The following is a 20,649-nucleotide window of genomic DNA, read 5'->3' on the forward strand; positions in this document are numbered from 1 at the left end:
TTGTGCGTGCGTCGATTTTCCACATGTTATTCTTACCCGGAGGGCTATAAACATTTGATTCTTTTCGGATCAAAAATGCTAACGACCAAAACGATTCAATTTCCCACCAAAAAACAGCTTTTGAGATTAAGGGTGAATTAATTAGAAAGCAATGAGCTTTGTATTATTTTTTTTCTACTTTTGGCTGCATTTAATCATTCTAAATAATCATTTTTACGCCTGGGAAACCGATGAACTCAGCACCAATAAACACCAATACCAAAGGCGTTTTATATGCCATGCTAACCGCATTATTGTGGGGATTCCTTCCTATTTTTCTAAAAATATCATTAGAAGAAATACCACCCATGACTATTGTTTGGTTTCGTTTCACCTTTGCCTTTTTAGTGTTGTTTATCTACTATCTGATCACTGATAAAAGCCAACTTAAAATCATCAAGCGGCCGCCGATGCTTCTGGTTTTAGCTGCCATTGCGCTTGGAGTCAACTATCTTGGTTTTTTACAAGGCGTAAATTACACTAGTCCGAGTAATGCTCAGATCATCATACAAACTGGTCCTATTTTATTGGCATTAGTTGGATTCATTGTCTTTAAAGAGCGAATTAATTTTAAACAAACCATAGGATTTGGCATAGCCGGATTAGGCTTATTCCTTTTTTATCACAATCAGCTACAAACATTTATTCAGGATACCAATGCCTTTAATACGGGATTTTTATGGGTAGAATTGGGAGCAGTTACCTGGGTAATCTATGCCGCCTTACAAAAAACACTCGTTCAGCATCATCCTGCACAATTACTAAATATGGTGCTTTATGGCATTCCGGCCTTGTTATATATTCCTTTTGCTGATTTTTCTGCTTTCGCCAATCTCTCCTTATCGGGATGGCTAATCGTAATTTTTTTGGGAGTGAATACCTTGGTTGCTTATGGCAGCATTGCCCTTGCCTTTAAATATACCGAAGCATATAAAGTAAGCATTATTGTTACCATGAATCCCATCATTACCTTAATAACTATGGCTGTTTTAACCATTTTAGAAGTGAATTGGATCAAAGCCGATAACCTAAGTCTGTACTCCTTTCTGGGAGCGGCATTGGTAATTGGAGGAGCGATAACTGCCGTTTACTTCTCGAAACGAAAGCAAAAAGCTTAGCTAGCTTCGAAGGATTATTTTCCCAATAAAAACAAGACTGCCTATCGTATTCCATCATAAGACTTGTATAAGTCTCTATCAGAGATGTAATATTCCATACAAGACTTGTAGAAATCATCACGAGAGTTGTAATAGCCTTCATAAGGAATGCAAGAAACATTATAAGAGTCGTAACTTCCTCTATTAGCAATGCAATATACATCATAAATATTGTGGAATTCACTGCATTTATTCAAATATATCACATCAATATTGTAATACTTAGCATATTTATAAAGTTTTTTAATTACAATATCTAGTATTACTATACTTTTATTTAGTATTGATATATTTTTGAACAGTCTTTTACTGATTTTATTAAGTCTTTTTAGTATTTTTTCTTGATAAACTCGAAAAAAAATCAGAACTTAAGGATGTAAAACAATCTGTAAGCCAATAGGTACAGTTGGTAGCAGACTAACAGCTAAAGAGAAGTTTAATCAAACCGAAAAAAGATAATAAAAGAGATGAATACTAAGAAAAATATGTCCATGCCTATTGATACCAATGCCTTGATATTAAAAGCAATGAATGAGAAACGAATTGTATATACCGATTTGTCCAGACTACTACAAGTGCATTTGTCATCGGCGCATTACATGTTAAAAAATCCGGGGATGCAGATTCGTAGGCTGTGGTCTATTTGCGAAGTATTACAGGTTAATATTTTCCGACAAATTGCGAACGAAATAGGAATTGATGATCCGATTGATCCGGCAATTCTATCCAGAGATCAAGAAATTGAAAACTTAAAAAAGGAAGTGCAAGACCTAAAAAAAGAGCGGGATTTGCTAAAAGAAGTAATTGGATTGCAAGGCAAGAAGTAAAAGCGGCCAAAAAATCTCTATTGTATTTTAATACAGTGACCGAAAGCAGAAGGTCTCCCATTTCGAATTATTATTCCCTTATTTCATCATACTCCAAGGGCTCGATATGTATTGTGGAGACATAGCCGAATTCTTCGCGAATACCATCTTCCAGCTTACTTGCTATTTCATGAGCATCCTGAATTGGCATATCATTTGGTAAACAGATATGGAAAGTAAGTTCGGTATGATCTCCATAGGTGTGTGCATGAAAATGATGGGGTACTAATGTATCCGAGTGTAGCTTTACACAGCATTGTTTTACCTCCTCAATCATGGTAGCCGAAGGACTTTCGCCAAGCAGGGAATGAATAGAATCGCTAATTATTTGATAGGCGGCATGACCAATTAACAAGGCTACAATCATCCCCAATGCACCATCAATCCACCAGAAATAATTTCCCAGAAATATTCCCACTAAAATAACCAGGGAGGAAATGGCATCGCTTCGATGATGCCAGGCATCGGCACGCAATACTTTAGAATTAGTTTTTCTTGCACCATAATAGGCAAACTGAGCTAGCAATTCCTTCGTGACTACGGATACAATCATTACCACAATAGCAAGTGTTCCGAAGGTAGTAGATTCCCTATTTATCAGCGTTTCGTACGACTGCATGATAAATTCGAAAGCTACCAGCAAGAGCAATATTCCAATAATAAAAGCACTAATGAGATCGGCCCTTCCATGTCCAAAAGGATGATCCTCATCGGCAGGCTTTTTCGAAATTTTCGCACCAATCAACACAATTACAGAGCTTAAACTATCCGAAAGGGTATGCCAGGCATCGGCAATAATGGCAATAGAACCGGTAGCCAGACCTGCCCAATATTTAAGTGCAAAGAGTAGAACATTACCAGCTATGGAAAGCCAACCTTCCACATAAGCCCAATTCGATTTATCGAGTTTCCATCTAGAATTCTTCATAGTAGTCCTTTCAAACTTAGGAAGTAGGAAGATAATGATTATTAAGCAATAGATGCCTCTACCCGCAATAATTTGGAGGATGCAATTTTAGTTTTCTCCTTTTTGTCGATATATAAGTCGATTCGCCCGAGGGCAATACCTGCCCATCCCACCTGATTGATGATTACTTCCTCTCCATCTCTATTCAGCAAACGATCGGGAGTTTCCATCAGGGTATGAGAATGTCCGCCAATAATCACATCTACCCCGCTCGATTTTTTGGCAAAATCTATATCACACATCTCTCCAATATTACTTTTATAGCCCAGATGAGAAAGACAAACAACCAAATCGCAGGCTTGCTCATTCTTTAAGATATGCACCATTTTATCGGCAACATCTACAGGATCGAGATAAACGATTGTTTCGCGATTTTGAGGCTCCACTAATCCTTCTAAGTCAACTCCTACGCCAAAAACACCAATTTTCAAATCCCCTTTTTGAAATATTTTATAAGGAGGAATTTTTCCTTCCAAATCCGTACCACTAAAGTCGTAATTCGCATTCAGTAATGGAAAATTAAGATATTTCAGTTTGCTGCTAATTCCTTTCACGCCATTGTCAAATTCATGATTACCGATATTTCCGGCATCATATTTCATTTTTGACATCAATTTAAATTCCGCTTCTCCCTGAAAAAAGTTAAAATAGGGAGTTCCCTGAAACACATCACCAGCATCGAGCAGGAGTACTTGTTCTTCCTGCTTTCTAATTTTTTCCACCATAGCATGGATACGTGCAAAGCCTCCCAATCCACCAAACTGAGGATCTTCCTTCGGGAAAGGTTCAATTCTACTATGTAGATCGTTAGTATGAAGTAAGCATATTTTCTGCATCTTATTTTTCGACGCAAAGGCTGATTTGCTTACCAATCCTGTTCCCAATAATAAGCCGCCAAGTCCAAAGCTCTTTAAAAAATCTCTTCTATTCCACATGATAAAGTCTCCCATCTAATTTAGCGGTGATATGTTCTCCTATTTCCTGCTTATGCAGGAGATAAGTTATAATTTCATTTCGTAATTTTTGATGCAGATGACGGAAAGTTTTTCGATTGGCAAAAGCCGTTAAGCCACCGCCTCCATTCACCAGATAATCTATTGAAATCACATAGTAGATATGATCTTCCTGCAAAGGCTTTCCATCAATACTAATCTCGACAGCCTTTTTCTCTTTCATTCCCATTTTCATTCCACCAATACCTTCGCCTCCAAAGCTCGCAATTTGATCGAGCAAGCCTTTTAACTGTTTGCCATCCATCGATACAATTACCAATTTATTTTTAAAGGGTAACATTTCGAAAATTCTTCCGGTAGTGATTTTCCCTTTTGCTAAGGCAGTACGGATTCCTCCCTGATTCATCACGGCAATATCCACAGAATGAGACAAATGATTTTCCTCACAGTAGGTCTTGCCGATTTCGAGCATAGCATCTGCCACAAAATTGGACAAATCGCTCTCGGGTTTTCTGGCAATCATATCCTTATCGCAAATGCCAAGCACTTTATTCATCTGATCATCCAATTGAACTTTATAGTTAGCTATTACATGCTGAAATGCGGTATCCGATTGAGATGCCTGATCCCAAAGGGAGTCAACAGCGTAATGGGCTTTATATTCCAGCTTATTGCTATTATTTGTTCCGGAACAAGCGGAAAATAAAAATAGTATAAGCAGAAAGCGTATAGCGAAATCAAATTTTCTTTTCATTATCAAGGCATTGAGAGAATAAAATACAAATTTATCTTTTTTAAGGATTGTAAAAGTATAAATATATCTGTAAAATCCGACGGAAGATCTACGATAGGTGATTTGAATTTTAATAAATTAATAGGGAACATTAATTCTGACAGGGATAATAGCCAAATTTAAAAATCGAATGTAAGCTGTAATGGTTCAGAATCATCAATATGATTGGATACAGACAAGCCTATCAAGCGAATACTTATTTTTAAATCAATCTGATTCAATAAATCTAATGCCATGTTCATGATCAGATCATAATGGTCGATTTCCTGCACAATGGTTTTGCTGCGTGTAACTTGTTCGAAATTGCTGTATTTCACTTTTAAAGTCAAGGTTCGCCCCCGAAATCCGCTTCGCTCGATGCGTTTCAACAGATCCTTGGCTGTATGCTCCATATCTTTTATAATTTCGGACTTCTCCGCCAGATCTTTTAAAAAGGTATGTTCTGTTCCTACTGATTTTCTTATCCGATTGGGATTCACCGGTCGATTGTCTATTCCCCGTACAATTTGAAAATAGTAAGCTCCGGCTTTTCCAAACAAACGAATCAATTCCGGCAGACTACGAGTTTTAAGATCACGACCTTTAAAAATTCCCAAACGGTGCATTTTATCTGCTGTAACCTTCCCTACTCCAAAAAATTTATCAATATTCAGATTTTCAATAAAGTCGTTTACCTCCTCCGGAGTGATTACAAATAATCCATCCGGTTTTCTATAATCAGAGGCAATCTTAGCCAGAAATTTATTTACTGATATTCCTGCCGAAGCTGTTAATCCGGTTACCTCCTTAATTCTGGCTTTAATTTCACGAGCTATCAAGGTCGCAGAAGGCAGATTCTTTTTATTGTGCGTTACATCCAAAAAAGCTTCATCAATGGATAAGGGTTCTACCAGATCGGTAAATTCAAAGAATACACTCATGATCTGATTGGAAACCTCCTTATAACGCTCATGTCTGCCCCGAACAAAAATCAATGAAGGACATCTTTTTTTTGCGATTTTGGATGGCATAGCCGATCGAACCCCAAATTTCCTTGCCTCATAACTGGCAGCAGCAACCACACCTCTATCACCACCTCCACCAACAGCCACAGGCTTATTGCGTAATTCCGGATTATCATTTTGCTCTACAGATGCAAAAAATGCATCCATATCTATGTGTATTATCTTGCGAATCTCCTCCATATTCTATGTGGCAAATATTTAAATATTACACGCGGTTTCAAAAATTTATCGTCCCGATTTTTCGTAATTTTACACGCTTGTTTCCACTAAAAGGTCTTATGATTCTAACAAATTAATAAAACAGAACATCTTAAGAAAGTAGGAAACCTGCCATTTATTAACACAGATAGTAATTAAGCTAGTGAATCAGATCAAAGATTTAACCTCGGGGAATATTTTCTCCCAAATAATAAAGTTGGCTATCCCAATTATAGCTACTTCGTTTGTACAAATGGCCTATAACATGACAGATATGGCATGGCTAGGTCATGTCGGGAGTTCCACAGTTAGTGCTGTTGGAATGGCTTTGTACTTGGTGTGGTTTGGCTCTTCATTAATGTTTATTCCTAAAATAGGGGCTGAGGTAGGTATATCTCAATCCATTGGAAGAAAGAATCTGAAAGATGCACAGGCATTTGCAAAAAATGCTTTTAGTATCTCCGTAATCATCGCATGCTTGTTTGCTTTGGGAATCTGGATCTTTGCACAACCTATCATTGGTGCTTTTAATATTCAAACTGCTTCGGTGAATGCTACGGCGATTAATTATTTAAGGATTGTTGCCATTGGAATGCCATTTGCTTTTTGCAATATCACCATGGCCGGTATTTATAATGGAGTTGGGAATACCAGAATTCCATTTCTAGTTAATGCCATCGGATTGGTGATGAATATGATACTGGATCCTATTCTCATCTTTGGATGGGCAGGAATTCCTGGCATGGGTGCAAATGGGGCAGCCATAGCTACCGTTAGCTCGCAACTCACAGTTTTTCTCATCTTCGTTTATTATTTACATTTCCGACAAAACCCTTTAAAAGTCAAAAATTATTTAGGGAAAATACAGAAACAATTTTTTACACCCATCCTAAAAGTTGGAGGTCCGGTTGCACTTCAATCCGTATGTTTCGCATTTTTTGCGATGGTGTTGGCGAGAGTAATGAATGATATTGCAAAAGGAAATGAAATCCCCTTCTCGGTTCAATCCATAGGTGCACAAATAGAAGCACTTTCCTGGATGACTGCTTCTGGCTTTTCTACAGCACTAGGTACATTTACCGGTCAGAATTTCGGAGCCAAACAATGGGGTCGAATTCAGAGAGGCTTTTTTATTACCCTGGGTATTGCAGGTTTTATAGGCCTTATTAGTACATTACTATTCTTTTTTGCAGGCAAACAAATTTTTGGATTGTTCCTGGCAAACAATGAAACCGAGGTTGTACACTTCGGGATTGTTTATCTAATCATTCTTAGCTTCTCGCAAATATTTATGAGTATTGAAATAACAACTACTGGAGCATTCAATGGAATTGGAAGAGCTATTCCCCCAGCCATTGTAGGAATAACAGGAAATATTCTACGCATTCCTTTTGCTTTTCTTTTCAGCTATACTTTAATCGATTATTTGCCAGCCTTTCAGGAATGGATTAAAGCTGATTCTGTTTCGGTAACAGGAGTTTGGTGGGGAATTACGCTATCCAGTATTCTGAAAGGAAGCCTCCTGTTTATTTGGTTTTTAGTCTTATTGTATCAACATCCCGAGAATGAATATCCATTACCATTTCAAAGATTTTGGATTCGCTTAATCCCAAGCAGATTGCGTCAATCTCCTATAATTATCAATCCATTGGAAAATGAAGAAATTAAAAAGAGAGCTTAAAACTACCGAAGACGGATCTCACACATTTTATATGCCCGAATTAGGAGAACACTATCATTCCACTCACGGTGCCATACAGGAAGCCATACATGTTTATATTAATGCCGGTTTTAATTATAGCGACAAAGATCCTATTCATATTTTGGAGATTGGTTTTGGTACCGGACTTAATTGTTTTCTTACGCTGATTGAAGCAATGAAACAAAAACGCAAAGTTAATTACCACTCTATAGAGTTGTATCCATTGGAGCAGAAAGAGGTGGAAAAACTAAATTATGCTGCTCAAGCGAACCAGGAATACGAGAAATATTTTGCTGCTATTCATAAAGCAGATTGGGATAAAACAGTTGAGATTTCAAGCAATTTTTACCTGAAGAAGATAAAGGGAGATCTGCTTGAGTATGCCTTCACCGATCACTACGATCTCCTCTATTTTGATGCTTTCGCACCGGATATTCAACCAAAACTATGGACGAAGGATGTGTTTGATAAACTATATCAATCCACAAAATCGAATGCCATATTGACGACTTATTCTACTAAAGGTATTGTGAAGCAAGCCTTGCGGGCAGCTGGCTTTGAGGTAAAAAGATTACCTGGCCCACCCGGCAAGCATCAGATGTTAAGAGCAACAAGAATAAGTAAGGAGTAAAGAATCTATAAGTCCGGACAATTGCTAAAAAAAGTTAATTTTATAGGGATTATAGATTTTCTATCAGAAAAGCCTTACATTAGTCGGTCTTTATGACAAAACTGATCATAAATCTAAATAATAAATTCATAATATATTTCAAACTTAATGAAGTACACAGAAGAACAAGATAAGGTAAGCTATTGCCTGGGATTGAGTATTGCAAGTAATCTAATTACATCCGGAGTAAAAACAATTAATGTTGAGCCATTTACGGAAGCCCTTGATGCTGCCTTTAATGGTAAAATGCCGGAACTTTCGCCTGAGGAAGCCAACAAAATTCTACAGGAATATTTCACAAAAGTTCAGGAAGAACAAGCAGGAAAAGCCATTGAAACAGGAAAAAAATTCATGGAAGAGAATGCAAAGAAAGAAAATGTAGTTAGTTTAGCCAGCGGTCTTCAATACGAAGTTGTTGCAGAAGGTAATGGTGAATCTCCAAAGGGAACAGATAGTGTAAAATGTCATTATCACGGAACCTTAATTGACGGGACTGTTTTCGATAGCTCGGTAAACAGAGGTGAGCCAGCTGTATTCCCGGTAAACGGTGTGATAAAAGGATGGATTGAAGCACTACAGCTTATGACAGTTGGTGCAAAATGGAAATTGTACGTTCCTTCTGATTTGGCTTATGGTGCACAAGGCGCAGGAAATCTAATTGGCCCACACACTGCATTGATTTTCGAAGTTGAATTACTTGAAATTGTATAATTACATAATTAATAATCATAATAACAAAATAAGATGAAACTAAAAGTATTATTTATTGCTTTAGGATTAGGCGCAATGACACTTGTTTCCTGTTCTCAACAAGGAAGTAAAGACGTTTCTTTAAACACTACCATGGATTCTGTTAGTTATAGCTTGGGTGCTAGCTTTGGAACAAATCTGGAGCGTAATGGTTTAACAGAAATAAATGAAGATGTTTTTCTTGCTGCATTAAATGCTGCGATACAAAAAGACTCATTAACCATTCAGCCTCGTGAAGGCAATACTATTATCAACAATTACCTTCGTAAGCAAAAACAAAAAATTGGCGAAGCAAACAAAACAAAAGGTGATAAGTTCTTAGCAGAAAATAAAACAAAAGATGGAATCGTAACAACTGCCAGCGGTTTACAATATCAAGTTATTACAGAAGGAACTGGAGCAAAACCTCTTGCAACTGACAAGGTTAAAGTAAATTATCGTGGTACTACTCTTGATGGTAAAGAATTCGATTCTTCTTACAAAAGAAACCAACCTGCTGTTTTTGCTGCAAACCGTGTAATTAAAGGATGGACTGAAGCATTGCAATTAATGAGCGTTGGTTCAAAATACAAATTGTTTATTCCTGCTGAATTGGCATATGGTCCACGTGGTGCAGGTGGAAGCATTGGTCCTAACGAAACTTTAATTTTCGATGTTGAATTATTGGATATCGTTAAGGATGTTAAAAAACAGGAAGTAACAAAAAAATAATACGAAAAATGAATGACTAATTCCTGTCCTTTAGTGCATGAATTTGGTTCATTCTAAATAATTTCGTTTAGATAAAATACATAAGAATCCCCTCCCGGAAATTTCGGAGAGGGGATTCTTTTTTCCTTTTTTTAACCGGATATCTTTTTTTAGATTTGCATTCTTTTGCAACTGCATTAGCAATGTTGTAAATTTAAAATCTTGCTTTAAAAATTGACAAGATTAGTAATCGAGCATTAACTTATAAAAGAAATAATCATGCACGCTGAGATTCATACAGAAAAGGGAGTAATGAAAGTTGAATTCTACGAAAAGGATGCCCCTAAAACAGTAGAAAATTTTGTAAATCTATCTGAATCCGGATTTTACGATGGATTAACATTTCACCGTGTTATTCCCAATTTCGTAATTCAAGGAGGATGTCCGGATGGAACTGGTGCTGGTGGTCCTGGATATTCTATCGATTGTGAGCTTACAGGGGACAATCAATATCACGACAGAGGAGTACTTTCTATGGCTCACGCCGGAAGAAACACTGGTGGTTCACAATTCTTCATCTGCCACAATAGGGAAAACACTCAACATCTCGATCGCCAACATACTTGCTTTGGAAAAGTAGTAGAAGGAGTTGATATTGTAGATGATATCCGCGCAGGTGATAAGATTGAAAAAATTGTGATTATTAAAGAATAAAGCTAAAATCAAGAGAATATTATGAATTTTGAAATTAATGGAAAAGTAATCGTTAAAGACGAAACCCAACAAATTAGCGATCGCTTTAAAAAAAGAGAATTTGTTATTGAGGTTGAAAATGAAAGAAATTCAGATTGGAATGATTTTATCAAATTTCAACTAACTCAAGATCGTTGCGATCTTTTGGAAACTGTTTCTCTTTACGAAGAAATTAAAGTTTCCTTCAACATCAAAGGAAGAAAATGGGAAAAAGATGGGAAAGTAAGTTACTTTTCAAATTTGGAAGCCTGGAGAATCGAAAAAATCCAGAATGGTGAATCACCAATTCCTGAAATGCCGGAATTTAAAGCTGATGATATACCACCAGCTCCTGAGGAAGATGATCTACCTTTCTAAAAATATGATTTCAAAAACCACTCCTCTCGAGTGGTTTTTTTGTACAATAAAACTGCTCTCCAGAGGGAGAGCAGCGAATTTTAAAGGTATAAAATAATTCGGCTATTAACCGCGCGTGTTTCAATAATGTCTGAATTGCAATAATTTGGTAATGATACGGTCGAAAGCGGCAAGTGAAGCAATTGCAATTAAAATCACATACACTATTATCGGAAGATTTATCAAACTGATAAATACTTTATTTAAAATATGATGAAGAGGCTGTAATAAAACCGCATCCAGCTGATTAAAAAAGGGATGATCTATATTACTAATTAAAGTTCTGACATCTGTTGCCAATAAAATCATACATACCAAAAAAATTAATCCGGAACTAATCAGCCACTGAGTTCGTGAAATTGGTTTTTTCACCTCAATAGGATTCGCTAACCAGTCTTGCATAACCCGATCCATCACACGATTAGTGAACTGATTTGATGGTTCCTCTGGCTTAATCTCTCCAAAGAGATCTTTCACAAATTCATCCTTATAAAAATCTAATTTCTTATTCATTGTGACTCTATATTTTCAGTTCAAACAAACTCTATAATATCATTTTTAATTCTCCTTGAAGAATCAGCTCCAATTTCCCATACAACTTTCTACGTGCCCGATGTAATTTAACCTTCACATTAGAAAGACTTAATCCTGTAATTGTAATAATTTCTTCAACCGAATTCTCCTCTAAGTAAAATAATGTAAGAAGTAATCTATCCTCTCCCTTTAACTGTTCCAAGGCTTGCTGCAAATACTTTTTCCGTTCCAAACTCCTTAAATTTTGCAAGGTAGATTGTGTTGATTTTATATTGATTGTAGCAGCATAATCATCATCTATCGAGGTAATATTCAATTTCTTCTTCCGTAATCTTGAAATTGCTGTATTATAAATAATCCTATAAATCCAGGTAGAAAATTTCGAATCTCCCTTGTACGAATTCAATGCCTGATAAGCTTTTAGAAAAGCATCCTGAGCAACTTCTTCTGCATCTTCCCGATTCCCCATCAATTGCATCGCCACATGAAAAGCCATTTTCTTATATTTATCCACAAGAATAGAATAGGATCCAGGATCTCCTTCCCTTATTTTACTTATATAATAACTATCATTTCTATATGCCATACCCGAGTCTTGTGTTCAATTGAAAGAAATCAATAAAGCTCATTTTAAAAGACAGTAGTGAAACAAAAAATGTTGCTTACCATTTAAAAATATATCTAAAATAGATTCTTCTACTTCTTAGACGCACCAAATTATGAATCGGTTACAGCTCTACTAAAAAATGATTAGCCGATTACTTATATTTCTGACAGATACAATTTATGGCAATGATTTTTATTCTAACAATTTAGATCGTTAAAAATTTCTTAAAAGTTTTTGTAACCGATTTATTGCGAATGGCGTCATAAAGGTGAAAGCAAAATAAATTCGCATTTATGCTTTTATAAGATTTAAATTATTGTTTCATTTTAAAATAAAGAACATGGATATTACTGGTGTAATTGCAATTATTTCTGTATTTGGTGTAATTCCTTTGATCATTTTTTTGGTACACCGACATAGAGAAAGAAAAGCATTAATAGAAAAAGGACTGGACATTAGCCTTTTGGTAGAAGAAAAAAAATGTAGTACGCTATCAAGTTTAAAATATGGAGTATTGCTTATTGGACTTGCAATTGGAATATTAATCGGAAATATTCTTGACGCATACACCGGTCTGAACGAAGAAGTCTCCTATTTTTCTATGATATTTCTATTCGGTGGATTAGCTCTTTTGGTCTTCTACGGACTAGCAAAAAGACAAGGAGAGAATCTGGAGTAAACCAAGATCTTATTCATTTATAAAAGTAAAAATGCGCCTCAGAAGAAGCGCATTTTCTTTTTCTCTATCCTAAAAAAATACCTATTCTCCAAGATAATATAAAATCATTTTTTCCACTGCATTTTCACAAACAGGGCAGAATTTCTTCATCTTATTCGATTTCATTTTACAATCCTGATAAGGGGAATAAACTCCTTTAGACACATATCCTCCACCTTCATAAACTCCAATTTTATTTTTAAAAGCTTCTGTTCTGGGTGTAGGTATCGGGGTATCCTTGTCCATCAAATTTTTCCATTTCTTTCCAAAATCAACCAAAGTGGTCAAGTTTGGCTCCCAAGGTTCAACTTCCGGATTATAGAAACCATCATACGCAACAGATGAATTATAATATTCATCGGCAAGCCCAACAAAACCGTGTCCGAATTCATGACTGGAAACTTCGTAACTCAATTTATTATCTGCCGAACAGCTTGTATAATAATTGTAAAATCCACCACCACCATACAAATCTGTATTAATAACCACATAAATTTGATCGTAAGGAACATTGGCAGCGATATCATGTAATGCTTTGATATCAACGGTTGTTAGATAACGCTTTATATCGAAAGTATAAAAGGATGTATTCACCGCAGTATTTTTATAGATACTATCTCCGGGAATGTCCGTTCCAGAATCCTTGGAAATAGATTCTAAAGCATAAATATTAAAGCGATCCTTATATTTATCAAAAGGAGCAACATCAAAAATATATCCAGACAATCGCTTCACATCTGCTTTGAATTTATCCATTTCATTGGCTGTATATCCCTCAGCAATAAAAGCCACGTCAATACTTTCAGATGGATCTCCATTCCCACTCACAAGCGTTGAATGAACAGGTGTCGGTACTTCCTTCCTAATGAAATAATTCTTCGGATCGATCCTATACTGAAATATCTGTTTCATTTTTCCTTGTTTATTTCTCCATTCCAATACGAATAAAACAGGTCTTTTAGGAAATGGCATAACATTAACCTGGTAAAAAGCTCGTTTCAATTCTTTTGCTTCGGCAGTTGTCTGCCATTCCTGAAACAAAGAATTAAAACCCTTTGAGTAAAGTAATTCATGACTTTCAGCATCTAATAATTTGAATCTAAAATTCCCGTATCCAAAAGGATCAATCAGATTTTTTTTACTTCCTCCCCAAAATGGCTCCTTTTTCATTTCTTTTAGGAATACTGTTTGGGTATCAGCATCTCCCCCCATCACATAATCAATTCTCAAGGTCTTATTCTCAAAATTCTTCTCGAATAGATTCTGTCCAAAACCAAATTCTGCTAGTAGAATCAGTAAGGTTGTCAATAAAGTTTTCATAGTCATGTCAGTTGTTTTGAAATGTTTAGGTCTAAAAATACAAATTATTAATAATTGTCTTTTCCTTTTCAACATAGGAATAGATATCTTAGATTTTTAAATCAGAAATCCCGGCAGTAAATAAGCTAAATTATTAAAACAATAAGTAGGATAAATATCATATCCCAATTTAGAATACTGCCAAATCAAGAAATGAAGGAATGAAAGAACTCTTAGGTATTCAATTAAAAGAATTTTTAATCAGTTATGGACTGAATAATTATTGGGCGGTAATTTTACAATCGATTATTGCCATCATTATTGTTCTAATTATTGCAGTCTTATCTGATTTAATCTCAAAGAAGGTTATCATTTCTATTATCACGAAAGTGGTGAGAAAAACCAAAACCCATTGGGATGATATCCTGTTGGAACGCAAAGTTTTTAACAAAATCTCCCATTTTGCTCCTGCAATTATCATTTATATAAGTGCAGAAATGATAGATCATCAAGGCTTAAGTAATTTTGTACAAAATGGAGCATTTGTGTACATGATTATTTTATCCATTTTACTCATTGATACTTTTTTAAATGCCAGCAATGATATTTACAATACCTTACCTGTAAGCAAAACCAGACCAATTAAAGGTTATCTGCAAATCGTTAAAATATTTTTTTATGCGATGGGAACTATTTCTATCATCGCCATTTTTTTCGATGAATCTCCATTTAAAATTATTGCTGGTATGGGAGCTTTTGCTGCCGTGCTTATTTTGGTTTTTAAAGATACCATTCTTGGATTTGTTGCATCCATTCAGTTATCGGCAAACAAAATGGTAAATATTGGTGATTGGATTACTATGCCTTCGAAAGAAGCTGATGGAACAGTAATAGATATCAGTTTAAATACTGTAAAAGTTCAAAACTGGGATAAAACAATTAGTACAATTCCTACTTATGCCCTGGTTTCTGAATCCTTCAATAATTGGAAAGGCATGGAGGATTCTGGTGGAAGAAGAATCAAGCGTCACATCAATATTGATATAAAGTCTATTCATTTTTTATCAGAAAAAGAAATATCTGATTTTGAGAAAATTAAATTGATTAAAGAATATATATCCCAAAAAAAGGTAGAAATTCGTTCTGCCAATCCCGAAAATGAGATTCCTACCAACCAAAGAAGATTAACAAATATTGGAACTTTTCGAAAATATATAGAATACTATCTTAAAGCGCATTCTAAAATTCATAATAATATGACCCTAATGGTTCGCCAGCTGCAAGCCTCAGGAAAAGGATTGCCCTTAGAAATCTATGTCTTTTCTAATGATCAGGAATGGATTAATTATGAGGCGATTCAGTCGGATATTTTCGATCACATTTTGGCGGTTGTTCCTGAATTTAATTTAAGTGTATTTCAAAATCCTACCGGAGACGATTTTCAAAAATTGACAAAATCGTTTTGATGAAAAATTAAAAAAACTAAATCTAATATACTATGAAAACTGCTTTAAGTAAACTTGACTTTTTTGAATCCCTCGGTTGGTTCGGAAATATCATACTCAGCATTGGTGTTATTCCACAAGTAGTTCAGACTTGGGAAACCCACGATGTGGGAAGTTTTAACTGGCCATTTTTACTGATGTGGGCTTTTGGTGTCTTCTTCACTTTTATCTATATTGTACATGGAGATTTAAAATCGGGCAAAAAGCAGTTCCCTTTATGGTTAAACTATATGGTAAACATCCTTGCTACTTTTTACTTGTGCTATGCCAAATTAATATATGCATAAGTAAATCAATTGCTAAAGATGATTTCTTTTTTAAATTTTAAATACTAAATCTTAATAAACATATGGATTGAAGATATTGGTAGGTGCTCCTTGAATATATAAATCCATCGTTGACCTTTAGAAGCAATTCCATCTTATTTATAAAACAACTTTCCAATGAAAAAATTACTTACACTAGCCTTAACATTAATAAGCTTTTATTCATTTTCTCAAACAAAAATTGGGAATGTGGAATTGCCAAATGAAATTGTAATTAAAGATTACCAGATGCAATTACATGGTTCAGGCACTAGGGTAAAACTTTGGATGGATATGTATGCAATGGGGTTGTATTTAACCGAAGACATGAACCAGGCGGAACAAATTATCAATTCAGATGAAAGCATGGGTATTCGTTTAGAAATAATTTCAAGATTAATTTCCTCTGAAAAAATGGAAAAAGCCACTCGTGAAGGGTTTGAGAATGCTACGAAAGGAAATACTAAAAGTATAAAAACAGAAATCGAAGATTTTATCTCAGTTTTTAAAACAGGTGTTGATAAAAAGGACATATTTGAATTTGTTTATATCCCCAATGATGGTACGATGGTTTACAAAAATGGAGATTTAAAAACCAGCATTGCAGGTTTGCCTTTTAAACAAGCACTTTTTGGTATCTGGCTTTGTAATAAACCAGCAGATAAAAATCTTAAAAAGAATCTGCTAAAATAAGATTGCTTACAGAAATACTCCAGGGAATATATGTACATATCACATTATTCCCTTTTATTATTTCTGACTTTCAAAGAATCTAAATTAGGGAAAATAAATTCACCGTTTCATTATTTTTCCTACCTTAGCCACATACCTAATACGTCGTCTGTTATGACGAACACTTTACATTAAATCTTTCGAACAACAAGCAATTGGATTCTTAAAGATAAAATTTATGTCTAATTAACTAGACATCATTTTGTAAAACAAAAACAAGAATAATGAGTACCAAAAGATTTTCAAAAATTGTTGGATCTGGCAGCTGTATTCCAACAGTTAAAATAAAAAATGATCATTTCTTAAATCATGATTTTTTTGAGCCAAATGGTCAAAAAATTGAAACTCCAAATCAGGAAATAATTGAAAAATTCAAGGAAATTACTGGTATTGAAGAAAGAAGATATGCAACTGATGAACAAATATCATCAGATTTGGCTTATCAAGCTGCTAAAAATGCGATAGAATCTTCGGCGATTGACAAGGAGAGCTTAGATTATATAATTGTGGCACACAACTTTGGTGATGTTCAACCAAATTCAACACTTTCAAATCAATTGCCCTGTTTAGCTGCAAAAGTGAAAAATCATCTTCAAATAGAAAATCCAAATACTATTTGTTACGATGTTCTTTTTGGATGTCCGGGATGGGTACAATGTATGATTCAAGCAAACTACTATATTAAATCCGGAGATGCCAAGCGTATAATGGTGATAGGATCCGAAACTCTATCCAGAGTTTGTGACCCATTCGACAGGGATAGCATGATCTATTCTGATGGAGCCGGTGCAGTAATTTTGGAAGGATTTGAAGGAGAAGAACCTTCAGGAATTATTGCTCATGCGATGAGAACAGATACAAAAGATGAAGCCTTTTTCCTAAGAGCCGACAAATCAGATAACCAAGAATATGAAGGCAATAGCACGAACCATTTCATTAAAATGTATGGTCGTAAAATTTACGAATATGCTATTACAAATGTTCCTGGTGTAGTAAAAGAAAGTATTGATAAAGCCGGTTTAGATATTTCGGATATTAAAAAAATACTGATTCATCAGGCAAACGAAAAAATGGATCAAGCTATTATAAAGAGATTATTCCGGCTTTATCATCAAAAAAGTTATCCTGAAGATATTATGCCTATGATTATTCAAAAAATGGGAAATAATTCAGTGGCGACGGTACCAATTCTTTATGATCAGATTGTAAAAGGGAAAGTAGAAAATCAAGAATTAAAAAAGGGTGATTTTGTTGTATTTACATCCATTGGTGCTGGAATGAATATCAACTCTTTCGTCTATAAAGTGTAGCTAAATATACCTAAATCCCAGGAATAGATGGGCAATAGCCTTTAAAAATGGGATTTTAAGGAAAGAAATTTGTAAAAAGCTTGAATTCAAAAATAATTTTTCTAAATTAGCAAAGCAAAATCTGATACAGACTAGATTATTAGGGAGATGGAGGAGAGTAAGAAGTATTTCAGATTTGTTATTCAAACTGCATTCTAACCCTAAAATTACTATAACAGTTACCCGATTCATTTTTTTGAATCGGGTAATTTTTTACACTCCCTTTTTCTTTTTCCGAGAAAGATTCCAAATTAGTATTCCTATCAAATAAGCTAAAAAAATAACTTTATCTTGTTGCTCCAAAACAATAAGTATATGGATTTAATATATTCTACCTCCTTAGTAATTTGCCTTTTAAGTTCCGCAATATTTTTCATTTTAATGTTCTATGCCAGCTTGATCTTTTGGAGTGAAAAGGAAAATAATGCTGCCCTCAAATCAATTGCTATCGCAGTGATATTACCTCTCCCCTACCTTTTTTCCTGGATCTATAATTGGGAAATACTTGCATTAATATTAAGTCTGGATTTACTGCTTACCACAATTCTCTTCTTCCTCCCATTTCCAACATCTAAAAATATTACAGAGGATTTCCCAAATCATCAAATCGATGAACGAAACACCATGTTCTCTAGAAATGAGTTGGAACCTGGGAGTGATAGATATAAGGATTACTACAAACAATACCCCGAAAAAAAAATATTAGATGATGCATTCAGGAAGGAGGCAGGACTCACATCAAAAAGGTCTATCTTTTACAATACGCTTGCCTTTGCTGCTGCAAATGCTAGTTTCTATACGATAAGTCAGTTAGGAAATGCCGTTGAAGATACGGTTCATCCAGAGAAGCAGGATATATCCTCGAAATATATGGCAACCTTTCTTCAGGAATGGGGAAAAAAACTAGGAGCGATGGAGATTGGTTTCACCAAATTATCAGATTATCATTATTATTCCCACAAAGGGCGTGGCGAAACATACGGAAAAGAGATAACCAATCATCATAAATATGCCATTGCATTTACGGTAGAAATGACTCGGGAAATGGTTACAGCAGCACCACAAGCCTCTATTGTTATGGAATCAGGACAACAATATCTCGAAGCTGGTAGGATAGCAGTTCAGATAGCACAATTTCTGAGAAACCTGGGATATCCAGCCCGAGCACATATTGATGGCAACTACCAGGTTGTATGCCCTTTGGTTGCAAGAGATGCAGGATTAGGAGAAATAGGAAGAATGGGCTTATTAATGACTCCCAGAAAAGGACCTAGAGTACGATTAGGAGTCATCACAACTGATTTTGAATTTCCAGTCCATAAATGGAATAAAAACCATAGCCTGTTGGATTTTTGTAATCGCTGTAAAAAGTGTGCAGATGTTTGTCCCAGTAAATCAATATCCTGGAATCCCCCAAAAGAGATCAATGGAGTAAAGCGCTGGCAGATAAACTCGGAGTCTTGTTTCACTTATTGGTGTAAAGCGGGAACGGATTGTGGAAGATGTATGGCTACTTGTCCCTATTCCCATCCAGATAATCTATTGCACAATTCCATTCGTTGGGGAATCAAACATTCCCCCCTATTCAGAAGAATAGCCGTTCCATTGGATGATTTCTTTTATGGCAGAAAACCTAAATCAGCAAAAATGCCAAAATGGATCTTAGATAAAAAATAGAAGAAGAGCGAACCAAAGTTCGCTCTTCTTCTATTTTTAGTGCTACAATCCTCGTTGCCGAACTGCCTCGTAAACCATCAGTGAAGCGGCAACCGACACATTTAGCGATTCTATAGCACCCAGAATCGGTAGCTTTACCTGATCATCCGCTAGGCGCAATAAGGCTTCTTCAATACCAGTATCTTCCGATCCCATAATAATGGCCGTTGCCAAGCTAAAATCGGCCTCCGTATAATTTTTCTCTGCCTTTTCGGTTGATGCTACAATTCGAATTCCTTCTTTTTTAAGTTCGCGAACCATCGTTTTTAAATTTTGCACTCTACAAACCGGAATTTGGTATAAAGCACCAGCAGAAGTCTTAATAGAATCCGGAGTAATTTTAGCAGAATTCTTAAATGGAATAATGATAGCATTTACACCAGCACATTCCGCAGAACGAGCAATAGCTCCAAAATTTCTTACATCAGTAATCTGATCTAAAATCAAAATCAATGGATTCTTACCTTCAGCCATAATCTGAGGAATGACATCCTCAACTTCCTGATAAGGAATTGGTACAATCAAGGCAACTATACCCTGGTTATTTTTTTGATTTAACGAATCGATTTTTTCAACAGGAACAAATTGATAATCCACCTCTTCCTCACGAATTAAATCAAACAATTCCTGATACAAACGTCCAGTCAATCCTTTACGGATTAATACTTTTTCAATTTCCTTACCACTTTTTATTGCTTCCATAGTTGCCCGTATTCCGAACAACATTTCTTGTCTTTGTTTTGCCATTGATCTATTCGCTATATAATAATTTTATTTTCATTGTTGAGAGTTGCAGGAATTATGAAGAATTTACCGCAAACTATAAGAAAGTATACACCTCTAAAATCAAGTAAAATAGGTTTCTAAAGAAGTCCATACCGAATCCACAAAGTTAGTTGTAAAAATCAGTCCACCAACAACTTCAAATTTACTTTTTTAAAAAGCT

The 20,649-nt window shown here is 35.3% G+C and carries 22 protein-coding genes; 14 read left to right on the forward strand and 8 right to left on the reverse strand.

The annotated features are described in order from the left end of the window. Positions 1–230 precede the first annotated feature (230 nt). Both DLK05_RS14910 and DLK05_RS14915 read left to right on the forward strand, forming a co-directional pair. Positions 231–1,157: a DMT family transporter gene (locus DLK05_RS14910; protein WP_127344808.1), complete on the forward strand. Its 927-nt coding sequence runs from the start codon at positions 231–233 to the stop codon at positions 1,155–1,157. Between the two features lie 506 nt (positions 1,158–1,663). Next, positions 1,664–2,023 carry a helix-turn-helix domain-containing protein gene (locus DLK05_RS14915; protein ID WP_127344809.1) on the forward strand — a complete coding sequence of 120 codons (360 nt, stop codon included), beginning with the start codon at positions 1,664–1,666 and terminating at the stop codon, positions 2,021–2,023. 70 nt (positions 2,024–2,093) lie between these two features. On the opposite strand, the gene DLK05_RS14920 is transcribed toward DLK05_RS14915, so the two are convergent. From DLK05_RS14920 to dinB, 4 genes are all read right to left on the reverse strand, one after another. Further along, the gene (locus DLK05_RS14920; protein ID WP_127344810.1) at positions 2,094–2,990 is read right to left on the reverse strand and encodes a cation diffusion facilitator family transporter; all 897 of its coding nucleotides are present in this window, start codon (positions 2,988–2,990) and stop codon (positions 2,094–2,096) included. Between the two features lie 41 nt (positions 2,991–3,031). Next, positions 3,032–3,979, reverse strand: coding sequence for a bifunctional metallophosphatase/5'-nucleotidase (locus DLK05_RS14925; RefSeq protein ID WP_209319904.1), 948 nt, complete (start codon positions 3,977–3,979; stop codon positions 3,032–3,034). Further along, complete coding sequence (locus tag DLK05_RS14930) at positions 3,954–4,736, reverse strand: 5'-nucleotidase C-terminal domain-containing protein (RefSeq protein WP_127344811.1); 783 nt, start codon at positions 4,734–4,736, stop codon at positions 3,954–3,956. Before DLK05_RS14930 ends, DLK05_RS14925 begins: the two co-directional genes overlap by 26 nt. A gap of 158 nt (positions 4,737–4,894) precedes the next feature. After that, positions 4,895–5,959 (reverse strand): DNA polymerase IV, encoded by a 1,065-nt coding sequence (gene dinB, locus DLK05_RS14935; protein WP_127344812.1) that lies wholly within the window; start codon positions 5,957–5,959, stop codon positions 4,895–4,897. A gap of 181 nt (positions 5,960–6,140) precedes the next feature. On the opposite strand from dinB, the gene DLK05_RS14940 reads away from it, so the two are divergent. The 6 genes from DLK05_RS14940 (at position 6,141) to DLK05_RS14965 (ending at position 10,899) form a co-directional block, all read left to right on the forward strand. Next, positions 6,141–7,658 (forward strand): MATE family efflux transporter, encoded by a 1,518-nt coding sequence (locus DLK05_RS14940; protein WP_127344813.1) that lies wholly within the window; start codon positions 6,141–6,143, stop codon positions 7,656–7,658. Further along, positions 7,633–8,310, forward strand: a complete 678-nt coding sequence (mnmC2, locus tag DLK05_RS14945) for a tRNA (5-methylaminomethyl-2-thiouridine)(34)-methyltransferase MnmC2 (protein WP_127344814.1) — start codon at positions 7,633–7,635, stop codon at positions 8,308–8,310. The genes DLK05_RS14940 and mnmC2 overlap by 26 nt, the downstream gene beginning before the upstream one ends. 147 nt (positions 8,311–8,457) lie before the next feature. Further along, positions 8,458–9,060 carry a BamJ family beta-barrel-assembly machinery protein gene (bamJ, locus tag DLK05_RS14950; RefSeq protein WP_127344815.1) on the forward strand — a complete coding sequence of 201 codons (603 nt, stop codon included), beginning with the start codon at positions 8,458–8,460 and terminating at the stop codon, positions 9,058–9,060. Positions 9,061–9,093: 33 nt separating this feature from the next. Further along, the gene (gene bamJ / locus DLK05_RS14955) at positions 9,094–9,810 is read left to right on the forward strand and encodes a BamJ family beta-barrel-assembly machinery protein (protein WP_127344816.1); all 717 of its coding nucleotides are present in this window, start codon (positions 9,094–9,096) and stop codon (positions 9,808–9,810) included. 258 nt (positions 9,811–10,068) lie between these two features. Continuing rightward, positions 10,069–10,503, forward strand: coding sequence for a peptidylprolyl isomerase (locus tag DLK05_RS14960; protein ID WP_235832018.1), 435 nt, complete (start codon positions 10,069–10,071; stop codon positions 10,501–10,503). A gap of 21 nt (positions 10,504–10,524) precedes the next feature. Next, on the forward strand, positions 10,525–10,899 hold the full coding sequence (locus DLK05_RS14965; protein WP_127344818.1) for a DUF3127 domain-containing protein: 375 nt from the start codon (positions 10,525–10,527) through the stop codon (positions 10,897–10,899). A gap of 120 nt (positions 10,900–11,019) precedes the next feature. On the opposite strand, the gene DLK05_RS14970 is transcribed toward DLK05_RS14965, so the two are convergent. Beyond that, positions 11,020–11,451: a hypothetical protein gene (locus DLK05_RS14970; protein WP_127344819.1), complete on the reverse strand. Its 432-nt coding sequence runs from the start codon at positions 11,449–11,451 to the stop codon at positions 11,020–11,022. 31 nt (positions 11,452–11,482) lie between these two features. Further along, the gene (locus tag DLK05_RS14975; RefSeq protein ID WP_127344820.1) at positions 11,483–12,058 is read right to left on the reverse strand and encodes an RNA polymerase sigma factor; all 576 of its coding nucleotides are present in this window, start codon (positions 12,056–12,058) and stop codon (positions 11,483–11,485) included. 361 nt (positions 12,059–12,419) lie between these two features. On the opposite strand from DLK05_RS14975, the gene DLK05_RS14980 reads away from it, so the two are divergent. Beyond that, complete coding sequence (locus tag DLK05_RS14980) at positions 12,420–12,758, forward strand: DUF6249 domain-containing protein (RefSeq protein WP_127344821.1); 339 nt, start codon at positions 12,420–12,422, stop codon at positions 12,756–12,758. 81 nt (positions 12,759–12,839) lie between these two features. Here DLK05_RS14980 and DLK05_RS14985 read toward each other — a convergent pair whose 3' ends face one another. Then, a complete protein-coding gene (locus tag DLK05_RS14985; protein WP_127344822.1) occupies positions 12,840–14,117 on the reverse strand; it encodes a M64 family metallopeptidase in 1,278 nt (425 codons plus the stop codon). Between the two features lie 200 nt (positions 14,118–14,317). Between DLK05_RS14985 and DLK05_RS14990 the strand changes: the two genes are divergently transcribed. From DLK05_RS14990 to DLK05_RS15010, 5 genes are all read left to right on the forward strand, one after another. After that, the gene (locus DLK05_RS14990; protein ID WP_127344823.1) at positions 14,318–15,562 is read left to right on the forward strand and encodes a mechanosensitive ion channel family protein; all 1,245 of its coding nucleotides are present in this window, start codon (positions 14,318–14,320) and stop codon (positions 15,560–15,562) included. 32 nt (positions 15,563–15,594) lie between these two features. Then, complete coding sequence (locus DLK05_RS14995) at positions 15,595–15,888, forward strand: PQ-loop repeat-containing protein (RefSeq protein ID WP_127344824.1); 294 nt, start codon at positions 15,595–15,597, stop codon at positions 15,886–15,888. A gap of 156 nt (positions 15,889–16,044) precedes the next feature. Next, positions 16,045–16,599, forward strand: coding sequence for a chalcone isomerase family protein (locus tag DLK05_RS15000; RefSeq protein ID WP_127344825.1), 555 nt, complete (start codon positions 16,045–16,047; stop codon positions 16,597–16,599). A 263-nt stretch (positions 16,600–16,862) separates the two neighbouring features. Next, the gene (locus DLK05_RS15005) at positions 16,863–17,948 is read left to right on the forward strand and encodes a 3-oxoacyl-ACP synthase III family protein (protein ID WP_127344826.1); all 1,086 of its coding nucleotides are present in this window, start codon (positions 16,863–16,865) and stop codon (positions 17,946–17,948) included. Positions 17,949–18,302: 354 nt separating this feature from the next. Further along, positions 18,303–19,664 carry a 4Fe-4S dicluster domain-containing protein gene (locus DLK05_RS15010; RefSeq protein WP_127344827.1) on the forward strand — a complete coding sequence of 454 codons (1,362 nt, stop codon included), beginning with the start codon at positions 18,303–18,305 and terminating at the stop codon, positions 19,662–19,664. A 42-nt stretch (positions 19,665–19,706) separates the two neighbouring features. On the opposite strand, the gene rlmB is transcribed toward DLK05_RS15010, so the two are convergent. Further along, positions 19,707–20,450 (reverse strand): 23S rRNA (guanosine(2251)-2'-O)-methyltransferase RlmB, encoded by a 744-nt coding sequence (gene rlmB, locus DLK05_RS15015; protein ID WP_127344828.1) that lies wholly within the window; start codon positions 20,448–20,450, stop codon positions 19,707–19,709. Positions 20,451–20,649 lie beyond the last annotated feature (199 nt).

Origin of the sequence: Ancylomarina longa (assembly GCF_003996985.1) — a bacterium.
Taxonomy (GTDB): domain Bacteria; phylum Bacteroidota; class Bacteroidia; order Bacteroidales; family Marinifilaceae; genus Ancylomarina_A; species Ancylomarina_A longa.